Source organism: Sphingopyxis sp. GW821-FHT12F08 (assembly GCF_058806755.1).
This window is the reverse complement of record NZ_JBXAQA010000001.1, coordinates 713,898-726,351: the sequence shown is the minus strand read 5'-3', so window position 1 is coordinate 726,351 and position 12,454 is coordinate 713,898. Positions and strand designations below refer to the sequence as shown.

The 12,454-nt window shown below is 65.4% G+C and carries 15 protein-coding genes; 10 read left to right on the top strand and 5 right to left on the bottom strand.

Features of this window, described 5'->3' with window-relative positions; all coding sequences use genetic code 11:
- Positions 1-60: 60 nt before the first annotated feature.
- The 5 genes from AC1RNQ_RS03620 to AC1RNQ_RS03600 are packed head-to-tail and all read left to right on the top strand — an operon-like array spanning position 61 to position 2,764.
- Positions 61-375, top strand: coding sequence for a hypothetical protein (locus AC1RNQ_RS03620; protein ID WP_493168985.1), 315 nt, complete (start codon positions 61-63; stop codon positions 373-375).
- A 30-nt stretch (positions 376-405) separates the two neighbouring features.
- Positions 406-636 (top strand): DUF433 domain-containing protein, encoded by a 231-nt coding sequence (locus AC1RNQ_RS03615; RefSeq protein ID WP_493168984.1) that lies wholly within the window; start codon positions 406-408, stop codon positions 634-636.
- A complete protein-coding gene (locus AC1RNQ_RS03610; protein WP_493168983.1) occupies positions 636-959 on the top strand; it encodes a DUF5615 family PIN-like protein in 324 nt (107 codons plus the stop codon). Before AC1RNQ_RS03615 ends, AC1RNQ_RS03610 begins: the two co-directional genes overlap by 1 nt.
- Entirely contained in the window at positions 956-2,371 is a 1,416-nt protein-coding gene (fumC, locus tag AC1RNQ_RS03605) for a class II fumarate hydratase (RefSeq protein ID WP_493168982.1), read from the top strand. Before AC1RNQ_RS03610 ends, fumC begins: the two co-directional genes overlap by 4 nt.
- Before the next feature lie 21 nt (positions 2,372-2,392).
- The gene (locus AC1RNQ_RS03600) at positions 2,393-2,764 is read left to right on the top strand and encodes a hypothetical protein (protein WP_493168981.1); all 372 of its coding nucleotides are present in this window, start codon (positions 2,393-2,395) and stop codon (positions 2,762-2,764) included.
- A 27-nt stretch (positions 2,765-2,791) separates the two neighbouring features.
- On the opposite strand, the gene AC1RNQ_RS03595 is transcribed toward AC1RNQ_RS03600, so the two are convergent.
- A complete protein-coding gene (locus tag AC1RNQ_RS03595; protein WP_493168980.1) occupies positions 2,792-3,358 on the bottom strand; it encodes a DUF2585 domain-containing protein in 567 nt (188 codons plus the stop codon).
- Between the two features lie 48 nt (positions 3,359-3,406).
- On the opposite strand from AC1RNQ_RS03595, the gene gmk reads away from it, so the two are divergent.
- Entirely contained in the window at positions 3,407-4,069 is a 663-nt protein-coding gene (gmk, locus tag AC1RNQ_RS03590; RefSeq protein ID WP_493168979.1) for a guanylate kinase, read from the top strand.
- 198 nt (positions 4,070-4,267) lie between these two features.
- Here gmk and AC1RNQ_RS03585 read toward each other — a convergent pair whose 3' ends face one another.
- The 4 genes from AC1RNQ_RS03585 to AC1RNQ_RS03570 form a co-directional block, all read right to left on the bottom strand.
- Positions 4,268-4,705: an acyl-CoA thioesterase gene (locus AC1RNQ_RS03585; protein ID WP_493168978.1), complete on the bottom strand. Its 438-nt coding sequence runs from the start codon at positions 4,703-4,705 to the stop codon at positions 4,268-4,270.
- A gap of 1 nt (position 4,706) precedes the next feature.
- Positions 4,707-5,489 (bottom strand): SDR family NAD(P)-dependent oxidoreductase, encoded by a 783-nt coding sequence (locus AC1RNQ_RS03580; protein WP_493168976.1) that lies wholly within the window; start codon positions 5,487-5,489, stop codon positions 4,707-4,709.
- A 157-nt stretch (positions 5,490-5,646) separates the two neighbouring features.
- Positions 5,647-6,816 carry an acetyl-CoA C-acetyltransferase gene (locus AC1RNQ_RS03575; RefSeq protein ID WP_493168974.1) on the bottom strand — a complete coding sequence of 390 codons (1,170 nt, stop codon included), beginning with the start codon at positions 6,814-6,816 and terminating at the stop codon, positions 5,647-5,649.
- 102 nt (positions 6,817-6,918) lie between these two features.
- Entirely contained in the window at positions 6,919-8,073 is a 1,155-nt protein-coding gene (locus tag AC1RNQ_RS03570) for an acyl-CoA dehydrogenase family protein (RefSeq protein WP_493168973.1), read from the bottom strand.
- Positions 8,074-8,371: 298 nt separating this feature from the next.
- On the opposite strand from AC1RNQ_RS03570, the gene AC1RNQ_RS03565 reads away from it, so the two are divergent.
- The 4 genes from AC1RNQ_RS03565 to AC1RNQ_RS03550 all read left to right on the top strand — a co-directional run bounded on the left by AC1RNQ_RS03565 (position 8,372) and on the right by AC1RNQ_RS03550 (position 12,406).
- Positions 8,372-9,241 (top strand): SMP-30/gluconolactonase/LRE family protein, encoded by an 870-nt coding sequence (locus tag AC1RNQ_RS03565; protein ID WP_493168972.1) that lies wholly within the window; start codon positions 8,372-8,374, stop codon positions 9,239-9,241.
- 320 nt (positions 9,242-9,561) lie between these two features.
- On the top strand, positions 9,562-11,670 hold the full coding sequence (locus AC1RNQ_RS03560; RefSeq protein ID WP_493168971.1) for a M3 family metallopeptidase: 2,109 nt from the start codon (positions 9,562-9,564) through the stop codon (positions 11,668-11,670).
- Positions 11,671-11,782: 112 nt separating this feature from the next.
- Positions 11,783-12,130 carry an Mpo1-like protein gene (locus AC1RNQ_RS03555; RefSeq protein ID WP_493168970.1) on the top strand — a complete coding sequence of 116 codons (348 nt, stop codon included), beginning with the start codon at positions 11,783-11,785 and terminating at the stop codon, positions 12,128-12,130.
- Between the two features lie 72 nt (positions 12,131-12,202).
- The gene (locus tag AC1RNQ_RS03550) at positions 12,203-12,406 is read left to right on the top strand and encodes a DUF2061 domain-containing protein (RefSeq protein ID WP_493168968.1); all 204 of its coding nucleotides are present in this window, start codon (positions 12,203-12,205) and stop codon (positions 12,404-12,406) included.
- Positions 12,407-12,454 lie beyond the last annotated feature (48 nt).

Here is a 12,454-nt window from a genome sequence, read left to right as displayed (position 1 = left end):
AAACCCGATATCTTCGCCATTTCGACGCCTCGAAGGCGTTACGGGCGGAGTCTGGCCCTAATGCCGGGCCCCCCATGGCCCCCCAGCCGCTTCTGGCAATATTGGGCGCTCGCCGGGATGGTGGTGCTGACCGCCGCCTTCTGGTGGGGCGTCGAAGGTTATGCGATCTTCGAGGGCGGCGGACTGCGCAGCCAGATCGCCGACGGTCTGCTGCGCTTCAGCCTGCTCGTCCTGACTCCGGCGCTGGTTTTTGCCTGGCTGGCCGCAGCCTGGCTGCGGCGGCGCATCGGCGATCCGGGCTATTGGCAGATGCTGGGACTGGTCGCGATGATCTGGGCCGGATCGGTGCTGGTGACGCGGATGCTGGCGGCTTGACGCTGGTCCGAAAACGGCGGAAAAGAGATCATGACGCTCAAAGGATTTCCCCGCATCTCCGTCGATGCCGCGATATGTGGCGGGCGTCCGACGGTGGCGGGAACCCGCGTTCGGGTCAGCGACATATTGGAAATGTTGAGCCACGGCGCGACCGAGGCAGACATATTGGACGACTATCCCTATTTGGCCAGCGCCGACATCCGGGCCTGTCTGGCCTATGCCGCTGCCATGGCGGGGCATAGCGTCATCCTCGCCGCCTGATGCGCTTTCTGATCGACGCGCAGTTGCCGCCGGCGCTGTGCATCTGGTTCGCCGAAAAAGGGCATGAGGCGACGCATGTCGTCGCGATCGATATGGGCGGTGCCAGCGATCTCGCCATCGCCGAACAGGCCATGTTGCAGGGTGCGGTCCTGATTTCGAAGGACGAAGATTTTCAGATCCTGCACCTTCAGATGGGCTTTTCCTTCTTGTGGCTGCGATGTGGAAACACCACCAAGGCGGCGCTGTTCGAATGGCTCGATCGGCGTTGGGACCGAATCGAGGCCCTGTTCGAACAGGGCGAAACCATGGTGGAGGCACGGTGAGCGCGACGCGGATCGAGAGCGACAGCATCGGCGAGATCGCGGTGCCCGCCGATGCCTATTGGGGGGCGCAGACCGAACGCAGCCGCCATAATTTCCCCTTTCCCGCGCACGAGCGGATGCCGCTGCCGATCGTCCATGCGCTGGCGCGGATCAAGCGCGCCGCGGCCGAGGTCAATCGCGGTCACGGGCTGGATGGCGCGCTGGCCGATGCGATCGTCGCGGCCGCCGACCGCGTCGTCGCGGGCGATTTTGACGACCAATTCCCGCTCGCCATCTGGCAGACGGGCAGCGGCACCCAGTCGAACATGAACGCCAATGAGGTGATCGCCGGCATCGCCAACGAGGCCTTGACCGGCCAGCGCGGCGGCAAATTGCCGGTGCACCCCAACGACCATGTCAATATGGGCCAGTCGTCGAACGACAGCTTCCCGACCGCGATCCATGTCGCGGTGGCGGTCGAGACGACGGCCGGGCTGCTCCCTTCGCTCGTGGCGCTCACCGACGCGCTGACCGCGAAGGTCGAAGCCTGGGGCGATATCGTCAAGATCGGCCGCACCCATTTGCAGGACGCGACCCCGCTGACGCTGGGGCAGGAATTTTCGGGCTATGTCGCGCAGCTGATCGCGTGCCGCGCGCGGATCGAGGGCGCGCTCGCCCATAATATCCGCAAGCTCGCGCAGGGCGGCACCGCGGTCGGCACCGGGCTCAACGCCCCGGCGGGATTCGACGCCGCGATGGCGGCCGAACTGTCGCGCGGCACCGGCATCGCTTTCGAACCCGCACGCAACAAGTTCGAGGCGCTGGCGTCGAACGACGGGCTCGTCTTCTTCTCGGGCGCGCTGAATACGCTTGGGGTCGCGCTGACCAAGATCGCGAACGACATCCGCCTGCTCGGATCGGGTCCGCGCGCGGGGCTGGGCGAACTCGACCTGCCCGCGAACGAGCCGGGCAGCTCGATCATGCCGGGCAAGGTCAACCCGACGCAGTGCGAGATGCTGACGATGGTCGCCGCGCAAGTGATCGGCAACCATCAGGCGGTCACCGTCGGCGGGCTGCAGGGGCATCTCGAGCTCAATGTCTTCAAGCCGCTGATCGGGTCGAACGTGCTGCGCTCGATCGAATTGCTCGCCATCGGCATGGCGGGTTTCACCGAGCATTGCGTGCTCGGGCTCGAACCCAATCGCGCGCGGATCGACGAATTGATGCAGCGCTCGCTGATGCTCGTCACTGCGCTCGCGCCCGAGATCGGATACGACAAGGCCGCGAAGATCGCAAAACATGCGCATGAGACGGGATCGACGCTACGCGACGCTGCGCTCGAACTCGGCTATGTCGACGCCGCGACCTTCGACCGCGTCGTCGATCCGCGCAGCATGCTGGGGCCGGAACCGACCGCCCCCTCCGGGAATTGATGGGGCGAAGGAGAGATGGGCATGATCGGCAGGATCGTTGGCGGCGTTCTCGGTAGCGCCATCGGAAAGCAGAAGGGCGGTCATCCCGTCGCGGGCGCGGTGATCGGCGCGGCGACGCTTTTCGCCGCGCGCCGCCTGTTCCCGCAGCGCTATGCCGCGCTCGCGGCGTGGGGCGCGGGCGCCTATCTCACCAAGAAATGGGCCGAGCGCGCCGCGGCGCGCAAGGCCGCCGAAGACGCGCACAATGCCGACGCCGAACTCGACAATGCCGGGGTCGTCGATCCCTATGCGGGGGTGTCGGACACGCCCCCGACCGATGGCGAGTCGATCGGCGATGCTTTGCCGCCGGCGATCCCGATTGATGCCGACGGCAAGCGGCCGGCGATTCACTGACCCAAAGACCGTAGTTGCGGTCTTGGTCTATCCCCCGGCCTGCCAGTCCTTGATCGCCTCGACGGGCGAGACGAGCATCAGTATGTTGAGCGTCAGATTGTCGCGGATCGTCCAGAGCGTGAACAGCTCGAAGGCGATCGCGATGACGACCGTCAGCCACCAGCGCATCTTGCTCGCCGCGAAGAAGCCCGCGATCATGAACAAGGTGTCGCTCACCGAATTGAGGATCGAATCGCCGCTATAGCCGAAGGCCATGGTGACCTCGCGGTAGCGGTCGATGATTACGGCCGAATTTTCGAGGATTTCCCACGCCGCCTCGATCCCGATCGCCAGCGCCAGCGCGACCCACAAGGGCCGGTTCGGGATCAGCCAGCGCGACAGGCCGAAGAAGATGAAGCCGTGGATGACATGGCTGAAGCTGTACCAGTCCGAAATCTGCTGGCTGTTCTGGTTCGATTGCACGGTGCCGTGCCACAGGCTGATCGTACCGCACGGGCAGATCGGCGGGCGCCCCATGGCGAAGAGGATCGCGGCGAAGATCGCGATCAGCCCCGCGGCGACCAGCCAGCCCAGTCTCGAAACCCCCAGGATCATCGTCGCCCTTCCCCTTGACCGCGCCCGTCTCTCGCGCAATTAGCGCCCATGGCTGAAAGCGTCCACCTCAACCGCCGCGGCGTGTTGTTCGTCCTCTCTTCGCCCTCGGGCGCGGGCAAGACCACCATCTCGAAAAAGATGCTCAAGGCCGACAAGGACATCGCGCTGTCGATCTCGGCGACGACGCGCCCGCCGCGCCCCGGCGAGGAGGATGGCAAGGATTATCATTTCGTCGATACCGAGACGTTCAAGGCGATGGCGGCGAACGGCGAGTTCCTCGAGTGGGCGCACGTCTTCGGGCACCGCTACGGCACCCCGCGCGCGCGGGTCGACGAACTGCTCGACGCGGGCAAGGACGTGCTGTTCGACATCGACTGGCAGGGCGCGCAGCAGCTGTATCAGGAGGCCGGCCCCGACGTCGTGCGCGTCTTTGTCCTGCCGCCGACGATGGAGGAACTCGAACGGCGGCTGCGCGCGCGCAAGACCGACAGCGACGAGGTGATCGCCGCGCGCATGGCGCGCGCCGCGAACGAGATCAGCCACTGGGATGGCTACGACTATGTGCTGATCAACGACCAGGTCGAGGATTGTTATGGCGAGGTCATGGCGATCCTGCGCGCCGAGCGGCTGAAGCGGCGGCGCCAGATCGGGCTGATCGGCTTCGCCCGCGACCTGATCCGCTCGGTGCCCGACGGCGATACTTCGCTTTAAAACTCCGTCGTCGCAATCCCCTCTCCCTGATGGGGGAGGCAGCGAGACTTACGAACTCGTTCGTTGGTCGCAGCGGAAGGGGTGCGTTCTCGGCCTGATGCGAGCGGCGCAATGACGCACCATCACCCTCATCCAGCTCCGCCTAACCCGCTTTGCGGGTAAGGCTGCATATCCTTCTCCCGTCGAGGGAGAAGGAAGTCAGGCCGGCGTCACCAGCTTTTCGGTCAGTTCGGCGACCATCTCCGCGCGCAGTGGCTTGGCCTGGCCGTCGGTGCGGCACACGACCACCGTGTCGCAGCTCGCGATCGCGCGGCCGTTCTGGAACATCGCCTGGACGATCGTCCAGCTCGAGGTGCCGATGCGGCCGATGCCGCTGGTGATCGTCACCGGGTCGGGGAAATTGCCCTCGCCCAGATAGTTGATCTCGACCATCGCGACCATCGTGCGCTCGTTCGCCGGCCGTTCGGTCAGCGGCCGCACCTCGCGGTTGAGCAGCACGCGGCCGCTTTCGAACAAGGCAGCAAACGCCACATTGTTGAGGTGGCCGTTGATGTCCATATCCTGGAACCGCGTCTGCAACTCGATGCGCGCGGGGTAGCTGGCGGCATCGAGCCGCCAGCTTTCCGGTTTGGCCATATCAGCGCGGGCCCATGCGGATGCCGCCGTCGAGGCGGACGTCCTCGCCGTTGAAATAGCCATTTTCGATCATCGTGAGCGCGAGATTGGCATATTCGGCGGGGTTGCCGAGGCGCTTCGGGTTGAGCACCGAGGCACCGAGCGCATCGCGGACATTCTGCGGCGCGCCGGCGAGCAGCGGGGTGTCGAAGATGCCCGGCAGGATGGTGTTGACGCGGATATTCTCCGACGCGAGGTCGCGCGCGATCGGGAGGGTCATGCCGACGACGCCGCCCTTCGATGCGGAGTAAGCCGCCTGGCCGATCTGGCCGTCCTCGGCCGCGACGCTCGCGGTGTTGACGATCGCGCCGCGCTCGCCGTCTTCCATCGGGTCGAGCGTCATCATGCCCGCCGCCGACTTGGCGATGCAGCGGAAGGTGCCGACGAGGTTGATCTGGATGATCCAGTTGAACGCATCGAGCGGGAAATGCTTGATGCTGCCGTCTTCCTTCGAACGGCTCGCGGTCTTGATCGCGTTGCCGGTGCCCGCGCAATTGACGAGGATACGCTCCTGGCCGATCGCTTCGCGTGATTTGGCGAAGGCGGCGTCGACCGAGGCGTCGTCGGTGACATTGCATTCGCAGAAGACGCCGCCGAGTTCGGCCGCGAGCGCGGTGCCCTTTTCTTCCTGCAGGTCGAAGATCGCGACCTTGACGCCCTTGGCGGCGAGCGCCCGCGCGGTCGCGGCGCCGAGGCCCGAGGCGCCGCCGGTGACGACGGCGGAGATGGTGGAATCGAGTTTCATTTGAGGCTCTCCTGTTCAAAGCCCCTCCCCTTCAGGGGAGGGGTTGGGGTGGGGTCTCGCGGGTTTGCGCGAGGCCGATAGACCCCACCCCGCTGCGACTAGCCAGCAAGCTGGCAAGTCTCGCTGCCCCTCCCCTGAAGGGGAGGGGTTTGAACGATCAAAGCCGTTCGATGATCGTGACGTTGGCCTGGCCGCCGCCTTCGCACATCGTCTGGAGGCCATATTTGCCGCCGGTCGCGTCGAGCACGCCGAGCAAAGTCGCCATCAGTTTGGTGCCGCTGGCGCCGAGGGGGTGGCCGAGCGCGATCGCGCCGCCATGCTGGTTGAGGCGGCCATGGTCGGCGCCGAGATATTTGAGCCAGGCGAGCGGTACGGGAGCAAACGCCTCATTGACTTCATAGGCGTCGATATCCTCGATCTTCATGCCCGCGCGCTTGAGCGCGCGTTCGGTCGCGAAGAGCGGTTCCTCAAGCATGATCACCGGGTCGCCCGCGGTCACCGAGATGTGGTGGATGCGCGCGCGGGGGGTCAGACCATGATCCTTGAGCGCCTGTTCCGACACGACGAGCGCGGCCGACGCGCCGTCGCAGATCTGGCTCGAAGTGGCCGCGGTGATCGAGCCGCCTTCCTGCAGGATCTTGACCCCGGCAATGCCGTCGAGCGTCGCGTCGAAGCGGATGCCTTCGTCGACGAGGTGGAGCTGGCGGCCTTCGGGGGTGTCGATTTCGACCCCGACGATCTCGCGCTTGAAATGGCCCGCCTCGGTCGCGGCCTTGCCGCGGCGGTGGCTTTCGAGCGCATAGGCGTCGAGGTCGTCCTTGGTCAGGCCGTGCTTCTTGACGATCATTTCGGCGCCGGCGAACTGGCTGAACATGATGCCGGGATATTTTTCCTCGAGCCGCTCGGACTTATAATGGCCGAGCCCTTCCTTCATGAACAGGGTCGCAACGCTGCCCATCGGCACGCGCGTCATGCTTTCGATGCCGCTGGCGAGGACGATGTCCTGCGTTCCCGACATCACCGCCTGCGCGGCGAACTGGATCGCCTGCTGCGACGATCCGCACTGGCGGTCGATGGTGACGGCGGGGATCGAGTCGGGTAGCTTCGAGGCGAGCACGGCGTTGCGGCCGACGTCCATCGTCTGCTGGCCGCCCTGCGACACGCAGCCGGTGATGACGTCGTCGATCTTCGAGGTGTCGAAGTCGTTGCGGTCGGCGATCGCGTCGAACACCGCGGCGCCGAGGTCGACGGGGTGGACGCCGGCGAGCCGGCCGCCGCGCTTGCCGCCCGCGGTGCGGACGGCGTCGACGATATAGGCATGGGGCATGGGAGAATTCCTTTCTGAGCAATCGTCATCCCCGCGAAGGCGGGGATCGCTATGGAGATATAGGAACGCCAGCGGCCCCCGCCTACGCGGGGGCGACGGGCGTCAGAGCTTGCGCCCGATCAGTTCCTTCATAATTTCGTTGGTGCCGCCGAAGATGCGTGTCACGCGCGCCGCGCGCCAGGCGCGGGCGATCGGATATTCGTTCATATAGCCCGAGCCGCCGAACAGCTGGAGGCATTTGTCCATCACCTCCCATTGCAGGTCGGTGTGCCACAGCTTCGCCGCGGCACCCTCCTCGGGGGTGAGTTCCTTCTTCATGTGGCGCGCGAGCGCCCAGTCGAGATGCGCCCAGCCGACCTGCAGCTTGGCCTTCAGATCGGCGAGCACGAAGCGGCTGTTCTGGAAGTCGAGGATCGGCTTGCCGAACGCCTTGCGCTCGCGCGTATATTCGACCGTGTCGTCGAAGGCGCGCTGCGCCGAGGCCTGCGCGCTGACCGCGATCGACAGGCGTTCCTGCGGCAACTCGCTCATCAGGTAAATGAAGCCCTGGCCCTCTTCGCCGAGGCAGTTGGTGATCGGCACGCGCACGTCGTTGAAGAACAGCTCGGACGTATCCGCCTCGTCCTGCCCGATCTTGTCGAGGTTGCGGCCGCGCTCGAAGCCTTCGCGATCGGCCTCGACGAGGACGATCGACACGCCTTTCCACGCCGGCTGGATGTCGGTGTCGGTCTTGACGCAGACGAGGATCAGGTCGGCATTCTGGCCGTTGGTGATGAAGGTCTTCGACCCGTTGATGACGTAGTGATTGCCATCCTTCTTCGCGGTCGTGCGCATGCCCTGGAGGTCCGAGCCGGTGCCCGGTTCGGTCATCGCGATCGCGGTGATCGTCTCGCCCGACACCATCTTGGGCAGCCAGTGCTTCTTCTGCTCTTCGCTGCCATATTTGACGATATAGGAGGTGACGATGTCCGACTGGAGCGAGAAGCCCGTGGTCGCGCGGCCGTAATACGCGCTTTCCTCGTCGACGATCGCATTATAGCCGAAGTCGAGCCCGAGCCCGCCATATTCCTCGGGAACCGTCGGGCACAGCATACCGAGCTCGCCCGCCTTGGGCCAGATCGACTTGGGGACGATCTTGTCCTCGGCCCATTGCGCCGCGTTCGGCGCGACTTCCTTTTCGAGGAACTGGCGGACCGTCGCGCGGAACGCTTCATGATCCTCGCCATAGGCCGAGCGCGACAGATTATCGAGCGACATGGTCTTCTTCTCCCTTGGGGGCAGCCGAACGCGAGCGGGGAGTCGGCCGCATTTTTCGCGTGCCAACAGACCTTACGTTTACGTGCACGTCAAGTGGAAAGACGCTACGGCATGAAGTTCCTTCGTCGCCGAGCGGGAAGCCTCCGCTTCCCGTCACCCCGGACTTGATCCGGGGTCTGCCTGTCTTGCCGAAATAGGCGGATCCCGGGTCAAGCCCGGGATGACGATGGAATGAGCGGCAGCGAATAGGTTTGCAGGCGCTGGGCAGCGGCTGTGCCACTCGCTAGGCTCCCTGGCCATGGTCGAACTCCTTCTCGATGCCGGCGCGCTGCTCGGCGAATCGCCGCGCTGGCATGCCGGCGAAGCCCGTCTCTATTGGGTCGATATCGATGCGCAGCAGATCCACCGCTTGGATCCCGCGAGCGGGACGCACCAATGGATGCAACTGGACGAGCCGGTCGGCTGCATCGCCCTGCGCGCGGGCGGCGGGCTGGTCGCGGCGCTCGGCGACGGCTGCGTGCTGATCGACATATGGGGCGCGGTGCCGCGGCCCTTCGGTCCGGCGGCGCTCGCGGGCCTGCCGCATCAGCGCTTCAACGACGGCTGCGTCGATGGTGCCGGGCGGCTATGGGTCGGCAGCCTGACCAGCGACAAGCCGAAGCGCGACGCCACGCTCTACCGCCTCGACCCCGACGGGTCGCTGACCACCGTCTTCGGCGGGCTGATGACGAGCAACGGTGCGGCGTTCAGCCCCGACGGGCACATCTTCTATCACGCCGACACGCCGACGCATCGCATCCACGCCTATGACGTCGATCCCGCGATCGGCGATCTCGGCGGCAAGCGTCTGTTCCACGAATTTGCCGAGGGCAATGGTCGCCCCGACGGCGCAGCAGTGGACGCGGAAGGCTGCTACTGGTCGGCGCTGTGGGACGGGTGGCGCATCGTGCGCCTGTCGCCGCAGGGCGAATTGCTGCAGACGGTCGATCTGCCGGTGCAGCGCCCGACGATGCTCGCTTTCGGCGGCGCGGACATGCGCACCGCCTTCGTCACCAGTGCGGGCAAGAATCTGACCGGCGCGGAGCGTGAGGCCCAACCGCATGCGGGCGGGGTGTTTACCTTCCGCGTCGACGTGCCGGGTCTGGTCCAGCCGATGTTTGCAGGCTGATCGATCCTCCCCTTGGCGCAGCCATGGGGAGATGGCAGCGCGAAGCGCTGACGGAGGGGTAATAGAGCTAGCGTCGAGACCCCTCCACCATCGCCTGCGGCGGCGGTCCCCCTCCCCAACGCTGCGCGATGGGGAGGATCTGGAAGCCCTCCCGGACCTTGCATCGCGCCGTCACATAAGGTTAAGACGCCCGCCGACATGGTTTCGTCCGAAACCTTTTCCACCGGGAGATCCGAAATATGCCGCGCAGCGCGCCCCATTTTGCCCGTCGCCTGTCGACTCTGCTTGCATCCACTGCGATGCTCATGGGTATGAGCCAGATGACCAGCCTTGCCGCCGAAGCCGCCAAGCCCGCCGCCGCGACCGCGCCCGCGGGCGACAACCCGATGCTCGCGCCGTGGACCGGGCCGTTCGAGGGGGTGCCGCCGTGGGACAAGATGGACCCCGAGCTGTTCCCCGACGCCTTCGTGAAGGGCATGGCCGAAACCAGGGCGCAGGTGCAGGCAGTGATCGACGATCCCGCGGCGCCGACCTTCGAGAATACGCATGTCCCGATGATGCTTGCGGGCGACACGATGGAGCGGCTGTTCGCTTTGTGGGGCGTGCAGACGTCGAACAAGTCGAACGACCGCGTCGAGGATATCGATGCCGAGTGGAGCCCCAAGCTCACGACCTTCTACACCGAGCTGTTTTTGGAGCCCAAGCTCTTCGCGCGCTACAAGGCGGTTTACGACAAGCGCCACGAGAGCGGCCTCAACGCCCAGCAGATCCGCATCGTCGAGCGCAGCTATGAAGAGATGGTGCGCGACGGCGCGAACCTGTCGCCCGCCGACAAGGTGAAGCTGGTCGAATATAATTCGAAGCTCGAAGGGCTGTTCTCGACCTTTTCGTCGAAGCTGCTCGGCGACGAGAAGCTCTATACTTTCGTCACTGACAAGGCCGAGCTCGCCGGGCTCGAGCCCGGCTTCGTCGCCTCGCTCGCCGCGGCCGCCGAAGCGAACGGCAAGCCCGGCCAGTGGGCGATCAAGAACACCCGCTCGTCGGCGCAGCCGGTGCTGCAGGGCGCGACCAACCGGGCCTTGCGCGAAAAAGTCTATAAGGCGTTCGTGAACCGCGGCGACAATGGCGACGCCAACGACACCAATGCGACGATCGCCGAAATATTGAAGCTGCGCCAGCAGCGCGCCGAGCTGCTCGGTTTCCCGACGCACGCGCATTACCGCATGGCCGACACCATGGCGAAGACCCCCGAAAATGCGATGGGGCTGATGATGAAGGTCTGGCCCGCCGCGGTCGCGCGCGTCAAGGAAGAGGTCGCCGACATGCAGGCGATCGCCGACGCCGATGCCAAGGCCGGCAAGGGACCCAGGCTGACCATCGAGCCGTGGGATTATCGCTTCTATGCGGAGAAGGTCCGCAAGGCGAAATACGACCTCGATGAGAGCGAAGTGAAGCCCTACCTCCAGCTCGACAAGCTGACCGAGGCGATGTTCTGGTCGGCGGGGCAGCTCTATGACCTCGGCTTCCGCGAGAATAGCGGCACCGTCCCGGTCTTCGATCCCAAGGTCAAGACCTTCGAGGTCTATAACCTCAAGACCAACGCGAATGTAGGGCTCTTCTACCTCGACAATTTCGCGCGCGACGGCAAGCGCTCGGGCGCGTGGATGACGACCTATCGCAGCCAGCAGACGCTGGGCGGCGAGCGCAACGTGCTCGCCTCGAACAACAATAATTTCACCGAAGCCGCCAAGGGCGAGCCGACGCTGATCAGCCTCGACGACGCCCAGACGCTGTTCCACGAATTCGGCCACGGCATCCATTATCTGCTGCAGCACATCACTTACCCCGCGCTCGCCGGGGTGCCGCGCGACTTCGTCGAATATCCGAGCCAGGTGAACGAGAATTGGCTGATGACGCCCGAGGTGCTGTCGAAATATGCGACGCACACCAAGACGGGCGAACCGATGCCGCAGGCACTGGTCGACAAGATCCTGGCGTCGGACAAGTTCAACCAGGGCTTCACGACGGTCGAATATCTGTCGAGCGCGATCGTCGACATGAAGCTCCACGACCGCAAGACCCCGCCGGCCGACGCCGACAAGTTCGAGCGCGAGACGCTCGCCGAGATCGGCATGCCCAGGGAGATCGTGATGCGGCACCGCCTGCCGCAGTTCGGCCATCTGTTCAGCAGCGACGCCTATTCGGCGGGCTATTACAGCTATTTGTGGTCGGAGACGATGGATGCCGACACCTGGGCGGCCTTCACCGAAGCCGGCGGCCCGTGGGACCGCAGCGTCGCCGACAAATTCCGCACCATCCTGCTGATGACGGGTAACGAGACCGACCGCGCCGAAGCCTATCGCGCCTTCCGCGGCCGCGATCCCGATGTGAAGGCGCTGCTCAGGAAGCGCGGCTTCCCGACCGAATAGGTTCGAACAGAACCGGGGAGGCAAAGGGGGTCGTTTCGGCCCCCTTTGTTTGTCCGGGCCGTTGCGATGCCCCCGCCTTGACCCGCGCGGCGAAGCGCCGCATCCTCGCGCCATGTCCCGGCTCTACACCAGCTTCGCCGACTTCTGGCCCTTTTACCTGCGCGAGCATAGCAAGGCCTCGACGCGCGCGCTCCACTATGTCGGGACCAGCCTGGTGGTGGGAATCGCGATCGGCGCGGTGCTCACGGGGCGCTGGGCGTGGCTGATCGCGCTGCCGCTCGCGGGCTATTTCTTCGCCTGGGTCGCACATTTCGGGGTCGAGAAGAACCGCCCCGCGACTTTCACCTATCCACTGTGGAGCCTCGCCGCCGACTTCAAGATGTGGGCGCTGTGGCTGACCGGGCGGCTGGGGCCCGAGCTCGACAAGGCGGGGGTCCTGCGGAAAAATCGATCAGACTGACCCAAAGGTCGCTCTGGCGCTTGTTGCGAACGATTCTTAAGTTGGTGCTCTTCCGCCCACCGGAGACGCGCCATGCCGACCGACCTGACCAAGACCTTCACCTATCTGGCGCTGCACCTGACGATCGGGTTCGGCGTCGCTTATGCCATGACCGGGTCGGTCGCGCTGGCGGGCGGGATCGCGGTCGTCGAGCCGTGCATCAACGCGGTCGCCTTTTTCTTCCACGAAAAGGCGTGGAAGCGCGCGGATGCGCGGCCTAGGCTGGTCGCGGCCTGAACGCCGGCCTCGAGTCCCGCGGATTTTCATCCAGCCCAAGGAGATACG